At 69.0% G+C, this 19,091-nt stretch carries 15 protein-coding genes and 2 pseudogenes; 11 read left to right on the plus strand and 6 right to left on the minus strand.

Going from position 1 to position 19,091, the window contains the following annotated elements:
- The first annotated feature begins 67 nt into the window (after positions 1-67).
- Both C7T91_RS17315 and C7T91_RS17320 read left to right on the plus strand, forming a co-directional pair.
- Positions 68-736: an oligosaccharide flippase family protein gene (locus tag C7T91_RS17315; protein ID WP_108260342.1), complete on the plus strand. Its 669-nt coding sequence runs from the start codon at positions 68-70 to the stop codon at positions 734-736.
- Position 737: 1 nt separating this feature from the next.
- Positions 738-1,325: pseudogene (locus tag C7T91_RS17320) on the plus strand (glycosyltransferase family 2 protein); the annotation flags it as partial.
- A 137-nt stretch (positions 1,326-1,462) separates the two neighbouring features.
- Here C7T91_RS17320 and C7T91_RS39610 read toward each other — a convergent pair.
- From C7T91_RS39610 to C7T91_RS17335, 3 genes are read right to left on the minus strand one after another with little or no spacing between them, the layout of a single operon-like run.
- Complete coding sequence (locus tag C7T91_RS39610) at positions 1,463-2,005, minus strand: DUF3772 domain-containing protein (protein WP_108260344.1); 543 nt, start codon at positions 2,003-2,005, stop codon at positions 1,463-1,465.
- Entirely contained in the window at positions 2,002-3,036 is a 1,035-nt protein-coding gene (locus tag C7T91_RS17330) for a cysteine synthase A (protein ID WP_108260345.1), read from the minus strand. Before C7T91_RS17330 ends, C7T91_RS39610 begins: the two co-directional genes overlap by 4 nt.
- 52 nt (positions 3,037-3,088) lie before the next feature.
- Positions 3,089-3,817 (minus strand): NUDIX domain-containing protein, encoded by a 729-nt coding sequence (locus tag C7T91_RS17335; protein WP_161555957.1) that lies wholly within the window; start codon positions 3,815-3,817, stop codon positions 3,089-3,091.
- Positions 3,818-3,993: 176 nt separating this feature from the next.
- Between C7T91_RS17335 and C7T91_RS17340 the strand changes: the two genes are divergently transcribed.
- The 5 genes from C7T91_RS17340 to C7T91_RS17360 all read left to right on the plus strand — a co-directional run bounded on the left by C7T91_RS17340 (position 3,994) and on the right by C7T91_RS17360 (position 9,506).
- A complete protein-coding gene (locus C7T91_RS17340) occupies positions 3,994-5,160 on the plus strand; it encodes a carboxynorspermidine decarboxylase (RefSeq protein WP_108260347.1) in 1,167 nt (388 codons plus the stop codon).
- Positions 5,157-6,017 (plus strand): agmatinase, encoded by an 861-nt coding sequence (gene speB / locus C7T91_RS17345; protein ID WP_108260348.1) that lies wholly within the window; start codon positions 5,157-5,159, stop codon positions 6,015-6,017. The genes C7T91_RS17340 and speB overlap by 4 nt, the downstream gene beginning before the upstream one ends.
- Before the next feature lie 56 nt (positions 6,018-6,073).
- Positions 6,074-8,575 (plus strand): calcium-binding protein, encoded by a 2,502-nt coding sequence (locus C7T91_RS17350; protein ID WP_108260349.1) that lies wholly within the window; start codon positions 6,074-6,076, stop codon positions 8,573-8,575.
- 71 nt (positions 8,576-8,646) lie between these two features.
- The gene (locus C7T91_RS17355; protein ID WP_108260350.1) at positions 8,647-9,255 is read left to right on the plus strand and encodes a sulfotransferase family 2 domain-containing protein; all 609 of its coding nucleotides are present in this window, start codon (positions 8,647-8,649) and stop codon (positions 9,253-9,255) included.
- Positions 9,231-9,506 carry a hypothetical protein gene (locus C7T91_RS17360; protein WP_108260351.1) on the plus strand — a complete coding sequence of 92 codons (276 nt, stop codon included), beginning with the start codon at positions 9,231-9,233 and terminating at the stop codon, positions 9,504-9,506. Before C7T91_RS17355 ends, C7T91_RS17360 begins: the two co-directional genes overlap by 25 nt.
- Before the next feature lie 55 nt (positions 9,507-9,561).
- Here the strand turns inward: C7T91_RS17360 and C7T91_RS17365 are convergent, their stop codons facing one another.
- Complete coding sequence (locus C7T91_RS17365; protein ID WP_108260352.1) at positions 9,562-11,781, minus strand: NADP-dependent isocitrate dehydrogenase; 2,220 nt, start codon at positions 11,779-11,781, stop codon at positions 9,562-9,564.
- A 189-nt stretch (positions 11,782-11,970) separates the two neighbouring features.
- Positions 11,971-12,444: an Lrp/AsnC family transcriptional regulator gene (locus C7T91_RS17370; protein WP_108260795.1), complete on the minus strand. Its 474-nt coding sequence runs from the start codon at positions 12,442-12,444 to the stop codon at positions 11,971-11,973.
- 164 nt (positions 12,445-12,608) lie between these two features.
- Here C7T91_RS17370 and C7T91_RS17375 point away from each other — a divergent pair, with 164 nt between their 5' ends.
- The 3 genes and pseudogenes from C7T91_RS17375 to C7T91_RS17385 all read left to right on the plus strand — a co-directional run.
- Complete coding sequence (locus C7T91_RS17375; protein ID WP_407943314.1) at positions 12,609-14,354, plus strand: proline dehydrogenase family protein; 1,746 nt, start codon at positions 12,609-12,611, stop codon at positions 14,352-14,354.
- A complete protein-coding gene (locus C7T91_RS17380) occupies positions 14,306-15,334 on the plus strand; it encodes a pyruvate kinase (protein ID WP_330848854.1) in 1,029 nt (342 codons plus the stop codon). The genes C7T91_RS17375 and C7T91_RS17380 overlap by 49 nt, the downstream gene beginning before the upstream one ends.
- A 69-nt stretch (positions 15,335-15,403) precedes the next feature.
- Positions 15,404-16,159, plus strand: a pseudogene (locus tag C7T91_RS17385) (bifunctional transcriptional activator/DNA repair enzyme AdaA); the annotation flags it as partial.
- Between the two features lie 36 nt (positions 16,160-16,195).
- Here the strand turns inward: C7T91_RS17385 and C7T91_RS17390 are convergent.
- On the minus strand, positions 16,196-18,439 hold the full coding sequence (locus C7T91_RS17390; protein WP_108260355.1) for a transglycosylase domain-containing protein: 2,244 nt from the start codon (positions 18,437-18,439) through the stop codon (positions 16,196-16,198).
- Positions 18,440-18,725: 286 nt separating this feature from the next.
- On the opposite strand from C7T91_RS17390, the gene C7T91_RS17395 reads away from it, so the two are divergent.
- The gene (locus C7T91_RS17395; RefSeq protein ID WP_108260356.1) at positions 18,726-19,064 is read left to right on the plus strand and encodes a P-II family nitrogen regulator; all 339 of its coding nucleotides are present in this window, start codon (positions 18,726-18,728) and stop codon (positions 19,062-19,064) included.
- Positions 19,065-19,091 lie beyond the last annotated feature (27 nt).

The following is a 19,091-nucleotide window of genomic DNA, read 5'->3' on the forward strand; positions in this document are numbered from 1 at the left end:
CGCGCGCTTCGGCGGCCTGCAGGAAGGCCGCCGAGGACCAGGTCAGCGCCCGCTCTGGCTGGCCGCGATGCGCCGCCTTCATCCCTGGACGCCCGATCCGGCCGTTCCCCCTGCGCCGGCCGGCCCCTTCCTGAGCTACGGCCGCGCGGTGCTGGGCACCGAGGTGACCAAGGCTGCGGCGGCGCAGGCCGACAAGCTGGTCGTCGGTGCCCTGATGGGGCCGGAGGCGCTCGGACTCTACTTCATGGCGTTCAATGCCGGGCTGGGCCTGTCCACCGCCTTCGCGCAGGCCTTTTCCACCGCGCTCTTTCCGCATCTGTGCCGCGCGGGCGATCCTGCTGCCGCGCTTCGCCGGGCGCTGGGGCTGAGCCTCGCGGTGATCGCCCCGGCGGTGGTCCTGCAGGCGCTGGCGGCTCCCTACTACGTTCCGCTGCTCTTCGGCAGCGGCTGGGCCGGGGCCGAAGACATCGTCTCCATCCTCTGCCTCGCCGCCATTCCCACCGTGCTGTGGCAGGGCACCGCGCAATGGCTGCGGGCCCGGAACCGGCCGCAGGACGAACTGGCGCTGACGCTGGTCCTGGCAGCCGCGCTGACCGCGAATGCCGCCCTGCTGGCGCCCCATGGCGTCACGGCCATCGCCTGGGGCTATCTCGCCGTGGCGACCGTGATCCAGGCCGGCGTCGCCCTGCCGGTGCTCGCCGCTTCCTTCCGTCCCACCACTGCAAAGGCCATCTGACATGCCCCGCTTTTCCGTGATCATCCCCTGCTACAACGCCGCCGGAACGCTCCCCGCGACGCTGGACAGCCTGCGGGCCCAGAGCTTCGGGGACTGGGAATGCCTGCTGGTCGATGACGGCTCGGCCGATGCGACCCCCGGCATCATCGCCGCGGCCTGCGCCGCCGACCCGCGCTTCCGCGCGGTCGCCAATCCCGGCAAGGGCCCGTCGCGCGCCCGCAATGCCGGCGTGGCCGCCGCATCGGCGGAGATCCTCGCCTTCTGCGATGCCGACGACCAGTGGATGGAGGCCAAGCTGGCGCGGCTCGACCGGCTGTTCGGGGACGAGACCGTCGATGCGGCCTTCGCCCGCGTCGCCTTCTTTTCCGATGCCGGCGCGCAGTCGCTGTCCGATCCCGGGCAGGACGACCTGGATATTGCCGCGCTGCTCGGAGAGAACCCGGTCTGCACCATGTCGAACATCGCCGTGCGCAGCGCCGCCTTCCTCGATTCCGGCGGCTTCGACGAAGAGATGGTCCATGCCGAGGACCTGGAATGGCTGATCCGGCTGGTCGGCACCGGCCACCGCGTCGTGCCGCTTGCCGAGACCCTGGTCCGCTACCGCACCAACCCGCAGGGGCTGTCGGCCGATGTGGCGCGGATGCGCAGGGGGCGGTTCCGGGCGCTCTCGACCGCAGAGGTCTTCGGCTACCGGCCGCGCGCCTCCGACGAGGCCGTGCATTTCCGCTATCTCGCCCGCCGCGCGCTGCGGGTCGGGTTGAGCGGCGTCGGCAGGCGCTGCATCATCGCCGAGGCCTGGCGCAGCCGCAGCACCTCGTCGATCTCGCGCACCAGCCCGTCGGCATGGGCATAGGCCAGCTGCGCGCGCACCGAGGGTTCCTCGAGGACGCGGCGCTGTTCGGTCAGGGAATTGCGTTCGGAGGTGACGGCCTCGGGCTCGGTCGCGCCCTCGGCGGGCGGCGCCGGCAGCATGGAGAGGCGCCGGTCGATGGTTTCGAGCCGCCGGCTGTTCGCGGTGTTGTCGGCAAGGAACTTGTCGCGCCACGACACCACCTGCTCGCGCAGCGCCAGCAGCGCGGCATCGGGGGCGGCATCGACGGCCAGCGTCTGGTCGACCCGGCCCGCGAGCCGTTCCCAGGCGGAATAGTCGCCGGTTTCCTGGGCGCGCAGCGGCGCGGCCAGGAGGAGCGTGGCGAGGAAAAGCGGCAGCAGGCCCCGGAACCATCCCGGGACGCGGTCGCGCAGCCACCTTCCCCCGCCAGAGGTCATGCGTCCTCGAAGACTTCGGGCAGGTCGCGGCCCGGCCCTTCGAGCCAGCGCGGCACCGGCAGGCCCTTTTCCTTCAGGAAGGCCGGGTTGAACAGCTTCGACTGGTAGCGCGAGCCGTAGTCGCACAGGATCGTCACGATGGTATGGCCCGGGCCCATCTCCTTGGCCATGCGCACGGCGCCCGCGATGTTGATCGCGGTCGAACCGCCCATCACCAGGCCTTCCTGCTCGGCCAGGTCGAACACGTAGGGCAGCGCCTCGGCATCGGAGATGTTGTAGCTGTAATCCGGGGTGAAGCCCTCGAGATTCGCGGTGATCCGCCCCTGGCCGATGCCCTCGGTGATCGAGCCGCCCTCGGCCTTGAGCTCGCCGGTGGTGTAGAAGCTGTGCAGCGCCGCGCCGTCCGGGTCAGCGAGGCCGATCTTCACGCCCTTGGGCTGGATCGCCATCGCCACGCCCGCCAGCGTGCCGCCCGAGCCCACCGCGCAGATGAAGCCGTCGACCTTGCCGCCGGTCTGATCCCAGATCTCGGGGCCGGTCGACTCGATATGGGCCATGCGGTTGGCCACGTTGTCGAACTGGTTCGCCCAGATCGCGCCGTTCGGCTCCGTCTCGGCCAGCTTGGCGGCGAGACGCTCGGAATAGCGCACGTAGTTGTTCGGGTTCTTGTAGGGCGCGGCCGGGACCTGGACCAGCTCGGCACCGGCGAGCTTGATCATGTCCTTCTTTTCCTGGCTCTGGGTCTCGGGGATCACGATCACCGTCTTGAAGCCCATCGAGGCGCCGACCAGCGCCAGGCCGATGCCGGTATTGCCGGCCGTGCCCTCGACGATCGTGCCGCCGGGCTTCAGCTCGCCCTTGGCGATCGCGTCGCGGATGATCCAGAGCGCCGCGCGATCCTTCACGGACTGGCCGGGATTGAGGAATTCCGCCTTGCCGAGGATCTCGCAGCCGGTCTCGTCGCTCACCTTGTTGAGCCGGATCAGCGGCGTGTTGCCGATGGCCGAAGCGAGGTCCTTGTAGATCGCCATAATGCACCCTTTCGTCGAAGCCCGGCCTATGTACGCGCGGCCGGGGCAAGGTTCAACCGGAGCTGCGCAGCCGTGCCAGATTGAGTTCCAGCCAATAGGCTGAAACCATGAGCGGCGCATGCGGAATCTCGTTCGCGCGCAGGCGCCGCACCAGCTCCTCCCGCGGCATCACATGGCCGCGGATATCCTCGCCCTCCTCCTCGAGCCCGCCCAGCCCGGCCGCGCCGTCCGGCAGGTCGGCGATGCCGATATAGGAATGTATGTATTCCGAGAAGCAGCCCGCCGACGGATAGTAGTCGCCCACATGGTGAAGCGCGCCGAGCTCGAGCCCCGCCTCCTCGCGCGCCTCCTTGCGCGCGGTGGTTTCGGGACTGTCGCCCGGTTCGATCCGCCCCGCCACGGGCTCGAGGATCCAGGCGGTGGCATCGCCGCGCGCGATCGGCGCGGCGCGCACCTGCTCGACCACCAGCACCCGGTCGCGCACCGGATCATAAGGCAGCACGGTGACCGCATCCGAAGCCATGAAGACCGCGCGCAGCACCGGCTCGCTCGTCCCGCCGCCGAAGCGGGCATGGGAATAGACCAGCTCCTCGACGGTGAAATAGTTGGAATAGGGCCGCCGCCGCTCGTGCAGGGTCACGTCCTTCAGCCCCAGCCCCGAGGCCAGCGGCTTCGCCGGGGCCGCTGCCGCCGCTGCGCGCGACGCGGCGCGGAACAGGATCATCGGAAGCCGCCCCGCCGGGCCACCGCCCATCGCGTCGGCGGGCGTCCCCGAGGCCATCCAGGCGGCTCGGGAAAGGCCTGTTGCCGCCGACCCGGGCGGCAGCGGCCACGTCCGGCACCGCTCGGGCGTCTGCATTTCCGGCACGGCTGCCGAATTTTCGGGCGGGTCCGGATTCGGCCTTGCCCTGCGGCGAGCTTGGCCGCATCTGTGCGCCGAGACCTGAGGAGACCGACGTGACCGAGCCCCTTGATATCGAAGCCGATGCCGCCGAGCGCTTTGCCCGCTTCGACCTGACCCGCGTGCCCTCGCCCTGTTTCGTCGTGGACGAGGCCGCCATCGCCCGCAACTGCCGCATCCTCGCCGAGGTGGCCGAAGCCTCCGGCGCGCAGATCTTCGCCGCGCTCAAGGCCTTCTCCATGCCCGCCGTGGCGCCCGTGGTGATGAAGTACCTCTCGGGCACCGCCGCCAGCGGCATCTTCGAGGCGCGGCTCGGCCGCGAGGTCTTCGGCGGCCATGTCGCCACCTTCAACGCGGGCTACAAGGCCGCGGACCTGAAGAACATCGTCAAGATCTCGGACCATGTGATCTTCAACTCGCCCGCGCAGTTCCGCCGCTTCCGCGACATCGTCGAGCCGAGCCCGGCCAGCCCGGGGCTGCGCATCAACCCCGAGCATTCCGAGGGCTGGACCGAGAAATACGATCCCGCCGCCCCCTGTTCGCGGCTCGGCGCGCCGGTCTCGCAGCTGGCCGATGCCGACATGGAAGGCCTCGAAGGCCTGCACATGCACACGCTCTGCGAGCAGGGCTTCGAGCCGCTACAGCGCACCTGGGCGGCGGTGGAGCCGAAGATCGCCGCCTGGCTGCCGAAGCTCAAATGGCTGAACCTCGGCGGCGGCCACCACATCACCATGCCGGATTACGACCGCGCCGGGCTGATCGAGTTCGTCAAGGGCATCCGCGCGAAATACGGCATCGAGGTCTATCTGGAGCCGGGCGAGGCCGTCGCGCTGCATGCCGGCATCCTGGTCGGCGAGATCCTCGACCTGACCACCAATTCGATGCCGCTGGCGATCACCGACATCTCTGCGACCTGCCACATGCCCGACGTGATCGAGGCGCCCTACCGGCCGAAGCTGCTGGGCGAGGCCGAGACCGGCGAGCCGGTGCGCCTCGGCGGGCCTTCCTGCCTGGCGGGCGACGTGATCGGCGATTACCGTCCCGGCACGCCCTGGCAGGTCGGCGACCGCTTCGCCTTCCTCGACCAGGCGATCTATTCGATGGTGAAAACCAACACTTTCAACGGGGTTCCGCTGCCGGCGATCGCGCTGTGGAACTCGGACACGGATGCACTGACCATGGTGCGTGACTTCGGATATCAGGACTTCCTGGGGCGGCTATGACCTTTCTCGACGGCGAACTCTCCGCAGACGAACTCAATCCCGCGACCGCGCGTTTCCGGGTCATCCCGGTGCCGCTGGAGCGCACCGTTTCCTACGGATCGGGCACGGCCGAGGGGCCGCAGGCGATCCTCGAGGCCTCGGTCGAGCTGGAGCGGCTCTGGCGCGGCGCCGAGCCCTGCATGGCCGGGATCGCGACCGAGGGCCCGGTGCTCTGCGACGGGCCGCTGCACCTCGTCATGCAGCGCATCGCCGAGCGCACGCATGCGGCGGTCGAAGCCGACGCCGTGCCGGTGGTGCTGGGCGGCGAGCATTCGCTGAGCTACGGCGCGGTGCGTGGCGTGGTCTCGGCGACCGAGGGCCCGGTCGGCATCGTCCAGATCGACGCCCATGCCGACCTGCGCCACGACTACCAGGGCGAGCGCCACAGCCATGCCTCGGTGATGCGGCTGCTGGCCGAGGAGGACGGCGTCGCGCTGGCGCAATACGGCGTGCGTGCGCTCTGCACCGAGGAAGCCGAGGCCAGGAAACGTCTGGGCGTGGTGCATTGCGACGGCGAAGCGCTGGCGCGCGGCGAGGACCCGGTCCTGCCCGAGGATTTCCCGCAGAAGATCTATGTCAGCTTCGACGTCGACGGGCTCGACCCGTCGGTGATGCCCGCCACCGGCACGCCGGTTCCGGGAGGCCTGGGCTTCTGGCAGGCGATCCACCTGCTGGAGCGGCTCTGCGCGGGCCGGCAGATCGTCGGCATCGACGTGGTGGAACTGGCGCCCGAAGAGGGCAGCCGGGTGTCCGACTTCACTGCCGCCCAGATCACCTATGCGCTGATGGGGCTGGAACAGCAGTTCTCGGCCCGCTGACAAGCCGCCGTTAACCGAGATGGCGTATCCCCGGAGCCGAGTTCCGGGGATATGCGATGACGACCTACAGCCTGTCCGGCTTCGCCGCGGTTTTCGATACGGTCGCCGACACGGTCCTGTCGGTCGAAGATGCCAGCATGGACTTCACCTGGTTCGAGGGCCGGGCTCCCGTGCTGCGCTACGACTATCTCGCGCCGGGCACGCTGTCGGCGGCGCTGAGCACCCCGCTGTCGGCCGGAACCTCGGTCAGCGGCGCGCTGTCGATCTCGGGCTACGGGCTGACGCCGACCGACGAGGTCTTCGCGCTGGAATGGGACGCCAATGGCGTGACCCGGCGCAGCACCGTCCTGTCGCGGCTGATCGAGAATGCCGATCTCGGCGGGCCGGCTGCCGGCCGCAGCGTCTTCGCCGTTTTCCATCTCGGCGGCGACGAGCTGCCGCCAATCCCGACGATCAGCTATTTCGCCCGCTTCATGCTGACCCAGATCGACCAGACCAGCTATGCCCGGCCGGCCGGCGGACTGGCAGCGGGGCAGGCGCTGGACCTCGCCGCGCTGGCCTCCGCGACCACGACCGAGGACGACCACGTGATCGGCCGCGATGCCGCCGAGATCTTCCAGGCCGGGACCGGCGACGACACGCTCAGCGGCAAGGGCGGCAACGACCTGATTTCCGGCAATGCGGGCAATGACATCGTGGCGGGCGGCGCCGGGAACGACACTTTGCAGGGCGGAGAGGGACGCGACACGCTGAGCTATCTCGACGATACCGGCGCGCAGGGCATCACGGCCGACCTGGGGGCAGGCACGGCGACCGACTCGCACGGCAATGCCGACAGCGTCAGCGAATTCGAGGACGTGCAGGGCAGCTGGCGCAACGACCGGATCTTCGGGGATGCCGACCACAACCACCTCTTGGGCTTCGGCGGCGCCGATTACCTCAATGGCAGCAGCGGCCGGGACACGATGACCGGCGGCGCGGGCAACGACACGCTGGCCGGCGGCGGCGGCACCGACGAGGCCGATTACAGCAGCGACGGGGGCACGCGGGGCATCGTCGCGGATCTGCAGGCGCTGACCGTGCGCGACACCCATGGCGACACGGACCGGGTCTTCGGCATGGCGCGGCTGACCGGCACGAAATACGCGGATTACATCCAGGGCGGCAGCTTCAACTCCACGCTGGCCGGCGGCGACGCGGAAGACACCATGCTCGGCGGCAGCGGCAGCGAATTCATGGTCGGCAATCAGGGCAATGACGTGATGGGCGGCGGTCCGGGGGATGACACGCTGGATGGCGGCCTCGGGCAGGACACGCTGTCCTATGCCGAGGAAACCGGCGGCCGGGGCATCCTCCTCGATATCGAGGCGCGGACCGTCATCGACACCCATGGCGACACGGACACGGTGAGGTTCTTCGAGCTGGCCGAGGGGTCGCGCTATGCCGACGTGATGCAGGCCGATCCGGTGGGATCCTGGATGAATGGCGGCGGCGGTGGCGACCTGATGCTGGGGCGCTCCGGCTCCGACACGCTGGAAGGCGGCGACGGCAGCGACACGCTGACCGGGCATGAAGGCGGCGATCTCTTCGACGGCGGGGCGGGCGACGACATCGCGGATTACGGCGCCGAAGGCGGCAGCTCGCCGATCGATGCCGATCTGGGCACCGGCCTTGTGACCGACAGCTGGGGCCATGTCGACACGCTGCGCAGCATCGAGACGGTCCATGGCACCGGCCGCGCCGACCTGATCCGCGGCGACGGTCTGGGCAACACCCTGCACGGCAACAACCAGGCCGACCGGCTCTACGGCATGGGCGGCAACGACCTGCTGGTCGGCGGCAACGGCAACGATTCCATCGGCGCGGGCGACGGCAACGACACGCTGATCGGCGGCACCGGCCGCGACCTGATGGGTGGCGGCAACGGCAATGACCGCTTGTTCGGCGAGATCGGTGCCGATGCGCTGCGCGGCGGTCCGGGCCATGACTACCTGGACGGCGCAGAGGATTCTGACGGGCTGACGGGGGGATACGGCAACGACACGATCCTGGGCGGCGACGGCAACGACACGCTGGCAGGCTCCTTCGGTTTCGATTCCCTCTCCGGCGGGGCGGGCAACGACCTGATGGGCGGCGGCGACGACGACGACACCATGGAGGGCAACGCCGGCAATGACAGCCTGTCGGGCGGCAACGGCAATGACCGGCTGAGCGGCGGCTCGCAGGATGACCGCCTCTCCGGTGGCTTCGGCAACGACACGCTGGACGGCGGCAACGGCAGCGACGAACTCAACGGCGGCCCCGGCAACGATCTGCTGCGCGGCGGTTTCGGGGCGGATGTCTTTGCCTTCAACACGACGCGGCTGGCGGAAACCGACCGGATCGAGGATTTCGAGATCGGCACCGATCGACTGGTGGTCGCGGGCTATGACGGCGTCAGCTCGGCACCCGCGGTCCGCGCCTGGAGCGGCGGCGTCGAACTGGTTTTCGACAGCCTCGTGCTGCGCCTCGACGGGCATGGCACGGAGATCGAGATCGCGGCGCTTTTCTCGCCGTGACGGGACGCGCCTTCAGGCTCCGTAAACCATGCCTTCCTAGTCTGTTCCGCGACGCAGCGGAGGAGGCGGAAATGGCCCAGACAGCGGAAACAGAGGCCGGGCGCCGGGAAGGGGAGGCCTGCAAGGGCCTGTTCTTCCTGCATATCCCGAAAACCGCCGGGTCCTTCGTCGCCCGCATTTTCGAGGATCATCTCGGCGCAGATACCTGCCTGTCCTTCCAGGAGCGGGAAGTCCAGCACGCCGTCAGCAAAAAAGTCCCGCTCTCGTTTCTCGGCCATGGCTTCGTCAGCGCACACAGCCCGATGGCAACGCTGCGCAATGCCGGGGTGCACCGCCACTACCGGATTTTCACCGTGCTGCGCGACCCGGTCGACCGGCTGGTCTCGCACCTGAACTGGCTGGACCGGTTCAACCAAGGCATCGACCTGCATTCCCACGCCGTGCTGAAGCGCGACATGAAGGACTTCATCCGCAGCCTCGCGGCGCTCGACCCGGACAGTGCGGCCGACATGCGGCGGCTGTTCGTGCTCGACAGCTTGGCAAAGGCCCGGATGCTCTTCAACATCCAGTCGGCCATGCTGTTTTCGCCGCGGGCCGGCGACATCCTGGCACTGGCGGATCTCGAAAGGCTGGCTCCGGCGCAGATGACAAGCGGTTGTCGCGCCTCGCCTTCTGCGTGACGCTGGCCCAGTTCAAGGACGGGCTTGCCGATGCGGGGATTCCGGTGCCCGCCGAGGGCCGGATCAATGGCGGCAAGAGCAGCCGGTTCCGCAGGACCGCCGCCCTGGAGGCGGCCGGCGAGCGTTACGTGGCGCAGGACCGGAAGCTCTTCGACCTCGCCGCACGGTCCGCGCCGGATCTGTCGCCGATGCTCGAGCGGCTTCGGGCGGGGACCGCGGCGCCGGAGCTGCGACTTGTCGCGGGCGGCTGAAACGCAAGCGCGCCCCCCGTTGCCGGGAGGCGCGCGGATCAGGTCAGCGGAGCTGTCAGCCGATGATGGCGTTCAGCGCGGCGCTCGGGCGCATGACCGCGGCGGTCTTCGCCGCATCGGTCTTGTAGTAGCCGCCCAGATCCGCCGCTGCGCCCTGGGCTGCAGCCAGCTCGCCGGTGATCTCGGCTTCCTTTGCGGCCAGCGCTTCGGCGATCGGCGCGAAATGCGCGGCGAGATCCGCGTCCTCGTCCTGTGCCGCAAGCGCCTCGGCCCAGTAGCGCGCGAACCAGTAGTGGCTGTCGCGGTTGTCGGGCTCGCCCGCCTTGCGCTCCGGCGACTTGTTGTTCAGCAGCACGCCCTGGGTCGCGGCATCGACCGCCTTGCCCAGCACCGCGGCCTTCTTGTTGCCCTTGGCATCGGCCAGGAAGTTCAGGCTCTCGCCGAGCGCGCAGAACTCGCCCAGGGAGTCCCAGCGCAGGTGGTTTTCCTTCACCAGCTGCTGCACGTGCTTCGGCGCCGAGCCGCCGGCGCCGGTCTCGAACAGGCCGCCGCCCTGCATCAGCTTGACGATCGACAGCATCTTCGCCGAGGTGCCGAGCTCGAGGATCGGGAACAGGTCGGTGAGGTAGTCGCGCAGCACGTTGCCGGTGATCGCGATCGAGTTCTCGCCCTTGCGGATGGTCTCCAGGGTCAGGCGGGTCGCTTCGCGCGGCGCCAGGATCTCGAACTTGTCAGCGACGCCCTTCGCCTCGAGGATCGGGGTGACGTATTTGATCAGCTCGGCATCATGGGCGCGGTTGGCGTCGAGCCAGAAGATCGCCTGGTAGCCGGTCGCGGCCTGACGGTCGATGGCGAGCTGCACCCAGTCCTCGATCGGCGCCTTCTTCGCGGTCGAGGACCGCCAGATGTCGCCCTTCTCGACCTCGTGGCTGTGCAGCACGGTGCCGTCGCCCAGCACGTAGGTCACGGTGCCGTCTTCGGGGATCTCGAAGGTGGTCGGGTGGGAGCCGTATTCCTCGGCCTTCTGCGCCATCAGGCCGATGTTCTGCACGGTGCCCGAGCTGGTCGGGTCCAGCGCGCCGGTTTCCTTGAAGTAGTTGACGGTCTCTTCGTAGACCGGCGCATAGCAGTTGTCGGGGATGCAGCACTTGGTGTCGGCCGCCTTGCCGTCCGGACCCCAGCCGATGCCGCCCGCGCGGATCACGGCCGGCATGGAGGCGTCGATGATGACGTCAGACGGCACGTGCAGGTTGGTGATGCCGCGGTCGCTGTCGACCATGTAGAGCGGCGGGCGCGCGGCCAGCATGTCCTTCAGCTCGGCCATCAGCTCGTCGGCATTCGGCAGCGTCTTGATCTTGGCTTCGATCGAGCCGATGCCGCCATTCGTCGAGACGCCGCCCAGCACGTCGGCGTGCTTCTGCAGGAAGGGCTCCAGCCAGACCGACACGAAATGGCCGAAGATGATCGGGTCGGAGACCTTCATCATAGTGGCCTTCAGGTGGACCGAGAACAGCACGCCCTCGGGCATGGTCTCCATTTCCGCCTTGATGAAGTCGCGCAGCGCCTTGGCCGACATGAAGGTCGCGTCGACAACGGTGCCGCCGGTCAGGGCCAGCCCGTCCTTCAGCACGGTCTCGCTGCCGGACTTGCCGGTCAGGACGATCTTCGCCGGCCCGGCAGCCGCCTGGGCGTCGGTCACGGTCTCGGATTTCTCGTTCGAGTAGAAGTCGAAGCCCGGCATCGAGGCGACGGTGGTCTTCGACTCGGCCGTCCACTTGCCCATCGAATGCGGGTTGGCCATCGCATAGGCCTTCACCGCGCCGGCCGCGCGGCGGTCGGAGTTGCCTTCGCGCAGCACAGGGTTCACCGCCGAGCCCTTGATCGCGTCATAGCGCGCGCGGACGGATTTCTCTTCGTCGGTCGCAGGCGCCGCCGGATAGGCCGGCAGCTTGTAGCCCTTGGCCTGCAGCTCCGCGATCGCCGCGTCGAGCTGCGGCTGCGAGGCCGAGATGTTCGGCAGCTTGATGACATTCGCGGTCGGCGTCTTCACCAGCTCGCCGAGCGCCGCCAGGTCATCGGAGATGCGCTGGTCTTCGGTCAGGTATTCCGGGAAATTCGCCAGGATCCGGCCGGCGAGGGAAATGTCCTTCGTCCCGACGGAAATGCCGGCTGCTTCGGCGAAGGACCGGATGATCGGCAGAAGCGAGGCGCTGGCCAGCTCCGGTGCTTCGTCCACAATCGTATACACAATATCCGGGGTCGTCGTGTCCGCCATGATGTCCGCCCTTTTCGTACCCTTGGTCGTGATCTCTTGCGCCGCCCGGCCTCGGCCGGATCCGGCCATGGCGCCTGCGGGCGACAACTTGCGCGCGGGCGCAGGTCGATCCCCGCCTAGAACAGCTTGGCCGCCAGATCAATCGGACAAGGTGCCGGAGCCGCGGACATGATGCCACGTTTGCCCCGTTCAGCCGGGCGGCTGGTCGGTCAGCGCGTTCTCCACAACCGCTTCCATGGCCACGAAGCTGGAGGTGGAATTCACGTGGGGCAGGGCGGAGATCGCCTCGGCCATGACCCGCCGGTAATCGCCGATGTCGCGCGAGCGGACCTTCAGGAGGTAGTCGAATCCGCCTGCGATCATGTAGCATTCCTCGACATCGGGGATCAGGCGCACTGCCGCGTTGAACTCGCGCAGCGCCTTCTCGCGGGTGTCCGACAGGCTGACCTGGACATAGGTGACATGCGCCAGTCCCAGCTTCATCGGCGAAAGCTGCACGCGGTAGCCCGAGATCAGGCCGCTGTCCTCCATCGCCTTGATGCGCGCGGCCACCGGCGTCTTCGACAGGCCCACCCTGCGCGCGAGCTCTGCGGTCGGCAGTCGCGCATTGGCGGTGAGCTCGCGGAGAATCTTCCGGTCCATAGCGTCCAATTCGACGGGCATCGCCTGCATTTCTCCTTGAAAATGGTCGGATCGACCATAGCATGACCCCATATTAGACCCATTGGCCAAGGGAACTCCACTAGGTTCCGGGCAACAGTTCTCCAGCCCGGACCGCCGCCATGACCACTGCCTGGATCCCCGACCGCTCAGACCGGAGCCCGCTCATGACCCTCGACGCCTTCACCCTCGATGCCAAGACCGCGCCCGAAGCGCGGGTGCTGGACCGGCTGATCGCCGAAGCCGCCATCCCCGAAGCCGTGCGCAAGGCAGCTTCGCAGCGCGCCGCGGGCTATGTCCGGCGCATCCGCGACGGCTCGAAACCCGGCATGATGGAGCAGTTCCTGGCGGAATACGGGCTCTCGACCCGCGAGGGCGTCGCGCTGATGTGCCTCGCCGAGGCGATGCTGCGGGTTCCGGACGCGATGACCATCGACGCGCTGATCGAGGACAAGATCGCGCCCTCGGACTGGAGCCGCCACATGGGGCACGCCGCCTCGCCGCTGGTCAATGCCTCGACCTGGGCGCTGATGCTGACCGGCCGCGTGCTGGACGACGACGCGCCCGGCATGGCCGGCGTGCTGCGCGGCGCGGTGCGCCGCCTCGGCGAGCCGGTGATCCGCACCGCGGTCAGCCGCGCCATGAAGGAGATGGGCCGCCAGTTCGTGCTGGGCCAGACCATCGGCAAGGCGCTGGAGCGCGCAGAGGGCATGGAGGCCAAGGGCTACACCTATTCCTACGACATGCTCGGCGAGGCGGCGATGACCGATCTCGACGCGCGCCGCTATGCCCAGTCCTATGCCGATGCGATCGAGGTGATCGCGGGCGCCTGCACCAAGGGCTCGGTCGAGGCCAATCCGGGCATCTCGATCAAGCTCTCGGCGCTGCATCCGCGCTACGAGGTCGCCAAGGAAGAGCGCGTCATGGCCGAGCTGGTGCCGGTGGTGCGCGACCTGGCCCGCGCGGCGAAGCGCGCCGGGATGGGGCTCAACATCGATGCCGAGGAACAGGCGCGGCTTGTCCTGTCGCTGAAGGTGATCGAGGCGGTGCTGTCCGACCCCGAGCTGGCCGGCTGGGACGGGTTCGGCGTAGTGGTGCAGGCCTATGGCAAGCGCGCCTCGCTGGTCATCGACTGGCTCTACGGGCTCGCGACCCGGCTCGACCGGCGGATCATGGTGCGGCTCGTGAAGGGCGCCTATTGGGACACCGAGATGAAGCTGGCGCAGGTTGAAGGCCTGGACGATTTCCCGCTCTTCACCTCGAAGACCGCGACCGACGTGTCCTATATCGCCAACGCGAAGCGGCTGCTCGGCTATGCCGACCGGATCTACCCGCAATTCGCCACGCATAATGCCCATACCGTCGCTGCGATCCTGGAAATGGTCGGGAACGAGAGCTTCGAGTTCCAGCGGCTCCACGGCATGGGCGAGCGGCTGCATGACATCGTCCTGAAGGACACCAGGGGCCGCTGCCGCATCTACGCGCCGGTCGGCGCGCATCGCGACCTGCTGGCCTATCTGGTCCGCCGCCTGCTGGAGAACGGCGCGAACTCGTCCTTCGTGCACCAGATCGTCGACGAAGCGGTGAAGCCCGAGGAGATCGCCGCCGATCCCTTCGACGCGCTGCCCACGGCGACGGCCCCCTCGGGCCTCGTTGCGCCGCAGGCGATCTTCGGCGGGGGCCGGATCAACTCGCAGGGCTTCGACCTGACCGACGAGGACACGCTCGCGCGGATCGAGGCCGCGCGGGCCGGCGCGCTGCCCGATGCTTGCCCGCTGACGAGGTGGCGGCGGCGATGGTCCGGGCGGGCGCCACCTGCCTGCGGATCAACTGCGCGCATGACGGGCCGGAGGCCTGGCGGGCGATGGCGGCCCATGGCCGGAGGGCCGCAGAGGCCGCGGGGCGCGAGCTGAAGATCGCCATGGATCTTGCCGGGCCGAAGGTCCGCATCGCCGCCTGGCGCCTGCCCAAGGCCGTCCTGCGCCGCGAGAAGGACAGCCAGCTGAAGAAGCTGGAAAAGGCCGGGCTCGATCCATCGGCGCAGGGGCCGGTTCTGATGCCCGGCGACCGGATCTGCCTGGTGCGCAAGCTCTCGGAGAAGCCGGAACTGCCGGAGGCGGTGCCAAGCCATCCCGAGTTGCTGATGGCGGCGCGGGCCGGGGCGGAGATCTGGTTCGACGACGGCAAGCTCGGCGGGGTGATCGCCGATTGCGATGCCGATCACGCGCTGGTCGAGCTGGCCGGCCTGCCGTCCGAGGGCCTCCGGCTGAAGCCCGGCAAGGGCATCAACCTGCCGGGTGCGCCGCTCGACATTCCGGCACTCGATGCCGCCGATCTCGCCGCGCTCGACACGGCAGCGGAGATCGCCGATGCGATCGGGCTGTCCTTCGTGCAGGCGCCGCAGGACATCCGTGACCTGCGCGCGGCGCTCTCCCCGCGGCTCCCCGCAGGTGCCGCCGTCCCGGCGCTGGTCCTGAAGATCGAGACCGGCCGCGCGGTGGCGAACTTGCCTGGCCTGATTGCCGAGGCGCTGGCTGCGGGGCCGGCTGCCGTGATGATCGCGCGCGGCGACCTGGCGGTGGAGATCGGGCTGGCGCGGCTCGCCGAGATCCAGGAGGAGATCCTGTGGCTCTGCGAGGCGGCGGGCGTGCCGGTGGTCTGGGCGACGCAGGTGCTCGAGTCGCTGGCGAAGCAGGGCCATGCCACCCGGGCCGAGGCGACGGATGCGGCAATGGCGCAACGCGCCGAATGCGTGATGCTCAACAAGGGCCCGCATGCCGCCGAGGCGGTCGCCTTCCTGCGCCGCGTGCTCGGCCAGATGGACCGGCATTACGCCAAGAAATTCGCGCGGCTCGGCCCGCTGGGGGCCTGGCACGCACCGCGGGAAGGCTGAGCCCGGACACCGGAAATTGCCGCCCGATTTCCGGCGCCGCGTCGCGGGACGGGATGGTAGAAGGGAGGCATGCTCTCAGACCTGCCCGATCACGCCACGATGCATGCCGCCCTTCTTGCCCGCGATCCGCGCTGGGAGGGCCGAGCCTATGTGTGCGTTGCCACCACCGGCATCTTCTGCCGGCTCACCTGCCCGGCGCGCAAGCCGCTGCCGGAGAATTGTAGTTTCCATGCCACCGTCGCGGACTGCCTCGAGGCGGGGTTCCGCCCCTGCAAGCGCTGCCGCCCGCTGGACCGGGAGGGTGCCGGGCCAGCGGTGGCGGAGCTCATGGCCGCGCTCGAGGCGGATCCGGGGCGGCGCTGGACCGAGCGGGACCTGATCGCTGCCGGTCACGACCCCTCGACCCTGCGCCGCGCCTTCCGGCGGCATTTCGGCATGACCTTCCTGGAGATGGCGCGGCTGAGGCGGCTGCGCGAAGGCTTCGCGGCGCTGGAGCAGGGCGGCAAGGTGATCTCTGCCCAGCATGAGGCCGGGTTCGAGTCTGCGAGCGCCTTCCGCGCGGCCTTCGCCCGGTTGCTCGGCCGTGCGCCCTCCGATCTGCGGCAAGGGCAGCTGCTGTTGGCCAGCTGGATCGCGACGCCCCTGGGCGACATGATCGCGGTGGCCAGTGCCAGCCATCTGCATCTGCTGGAATTCGTCGGCCGCAAGGCGCTGCCTGCAGAGCTGCGGCAGCTCGAACGCGAGGCATGCGGGCCGATCGGGCTGGGGCGGACCGGGCCGCTCGAGCAGGCTGCGGCGGAGCTGGCGCGGTACTTCGCCGGGGAGGCACGCGGATCGGGCTGACCCGCGTGCCGGGCCGGATCAGTTCCGGCCGAACAGGCCGCGCACGTCGCGCATGATGCGCTCGGCCAAGCCCTGCGCCTGTTCCGGCAGTTTCGACAGGTCCGGCACCGGGATCTGGGGCGTGGCCTGGCCGCCCTGCCCCTGGCTCCCGCCCTGCCCGCCGCCGACCATCCGCTCGGGCTGGTTCTGGCTCGGCGTGATCATCGGCAGCGGCGTGACCGGACGGCCCTGGTTGATCCGCACCATGACCTCGTGCCAGATCTCGGCCGGCAGGCCGCCGCCGGTCACCCCGGTCAGCGGCGTGTTGTCGTCATAGCCCATCCAGACGCCGACCACGAAATCGCCGGTGAAGCCCATGAACCAGGCATCGCGCGCCGAACTGGTCGTGCCGGTCTTGCCGGCCGCCGGGCGGCCGTCGAGCTTGGCACGGTGGCCGGTGCCGTGCTCGACCACCTGGTTCATCATGTAGACGAGCTGCTGGGACGCGTCGCGCGAGATCACCCGCTCGCCGATGCCGCCTTCCTTCTCCATGACCGGACCGGTCTCGCCGCGCACCGACAGCGAGGTCAGCCCGTAGGGCGCCACCGACTGGCCGCCGTTGAGGATGCCCGCATAGGCGCCGGTCAGCTCGAGGAGCGAGGCCTCGGAGACGCCGAGCGCCAGGGACGGCCCGTTGAACATGGTCGAATCGATGCCGAAATCGGTCGCGACGCGGATCACGTTCTGGCGGCCGACCGCCTCGGAGACCTTCACCGCCGGGATGTTGAGGCTGTCCTCGAGCGCCTGGGTCAGGCTCACCCAGCCGCGGAAGTTGCGGCTGTAGTTCTGCGGCGTCCAGGGCCCGGAGCCCGGCACGTTGATGGTCAGCGGCGCATCCTCGACCCGGTCATTGTAGGAATAGCCGAGATCCAGCGCCGTGGCGTAGACGAAAGGCTTGAAGGCCGAGCCGGTCTGCCGCTTGGCCTGCACCGCGCGGTTGAAGCCGCCCGGCACGTCGGCATCGCGGCCGCCGACCATGGCGCGCACCGCGCCGTCCGCGCCCATCACCACGATCGCGGCCTCGGCCTCGGAGCCTGCGCGCACCTTGGTGCGGAACACCTCGGCCAGCGCCGCCTCGGCCTGCTGCTGCATCTTCATGTCGAGCGTGGTGCGGATCGTCACGTCCTCGGTGGTGCCCTTGCCGTAATATTCCGGCACGACGCCCATCACCCAATCCGCGAAATAGCCGCCCGTGCGGTTCGCCGCCGCCGCCGAGAGCGTGGCAGGATGCGCGCGGGCATCCTCGGCCTCCTCATGCGAGAGGTAGCCCTGGTCCTCCATCAGCCCGAGGATCACGTTGGCGCGCTCCTGGCTGCGGGCGAGATTCGCGGTCGGGGCGAAGCGGCTCGGCGCCTTCAGCAGGCCCGCCAGCATGGCCGCCTCGGCCGGGCCGACCTGGCTTGCCGGCTTGCCGAAATAGAGCTGGCTCGCGGCCTCGAAGCCGCGCGTGCCCGCGCCCAGATAGGCGCGGTTCATGTAGATCGTCAGGATCTCGTCCTTGGAGTACTTGACCTCCATGGCCAGCGCATAGATCGCCTCGCGCGCCTTGCGCGCCAGAGAGCTTTCGCGGCACTCGGCCTCGTATTGCGCCTCGGTCTGGCCCGAGGACGGGTCGAAGGCACGGCCGACGCAGAGCAGCTTGGCGGTCTGCTGGGTGATGGTCGAGCCGCCGTTGCCCGAAAGCGGCGAGCGCCCCTCGGACATGTTGATCCGCATCGCCCCGGCGATGCCGATCGGGTCGACGCCCGGATGCATGTAGAACCGGCGGTCTTCGGTGGCGACGATCGCGTGCTTCAGATCGGGCGAAACGCTGTCGGCATGGACCCCGCCGCCATACTGGTCGCCGCGCCAGGCGAAGGTCTCGCCCTCGCGGTCCATCAGCGTGACCGAGCCGCGCACCCGCCCGTCCATCATCTGCGACACCGGCGGCAGCGTGGAATAGACCACCGCCACCCAGCCCGCGAGAATCATCCCGGCAAACACCGCCAGCCGCCAGCCCGCGCCCCAGACGGCGCCGAAGATGCCGCGCACCAGCCGCACCGGCCAGGGCGTCCTGCGGCCGCCGCCGGAACCGCCCCGGCCCCTGCGGGACGGGGCTGCCTTCTTGCGAACCTGTTTCTTCTGAACGGGTTTCTTCTGTCCGGAAGCAGGCGCCGTCCGCCTGGCTGCGGGGCGCTCTCCCGTGGCGCGCACGGGGCGCCGCGGCGTGGTTGGCCTGCTCATGTTCTGCTCGCTCTGTCTTCGGGCATTCGCATCCTTTTTAACCTTTTCGCAGGCGCAGCGGTAGCCCGCCACGGGATGCTCCCGGAGTTTTCATAGTGCCTAAAATATATCGTTATTGCGATTCATGCACAGATATTAGGCGCCAGCACCCCGGTAAACCCCGTGAATCCACAGGTGGTCGCTTGTGTCACCTACCGCAAGAGCCGCAGATCCGGCCATCAGCGTCTCAAGCCTGTGATAGGCCGATCCATGCCGATGCAGGCGCGCATACTGGAAGGGGACAATCGTGAAACTGATCATTGCTGCAATCAAGCCGTTCAAGCTGGAGGAGGTCCGCGAGGCGCTGACCTCCATCGGCGTTCGCGGCATGATGGTGACGGAAATCAAGGGCTTCGGCTCGCAGTCCGGTCATACGGAGATCTACCGCGGTGCGGAATACGCGGTGAACTTCGTTCCGAAGGTCAAGCTGGAGATCGTGGTGAAGGCCGACATGGCCGACCAGGTCGTCAAGACCATCGAAGAGACCGCGCGCACCGAGAAGATCGGCGACGGCAAGATCTTCGTCCTCGATGTCGCGCAGGCCGTGCGCGTCCGGACGGGCGAAGAAAACGAAGACGCGCTCTGACAGTAAGAGTGAAGTGAGGGACCTTTT

This window comes from Mangrovicoccus ximenensis, assembly GCF_003056725.1.
Classification (GTDB): domain Bacteria; phylum Pseudomonadota; class Alphaproteobacteria; order Rhodobacterales; family Rhodobacteraceae; genus Mangrovicoccus; species Mangrovicoccus ximenensis.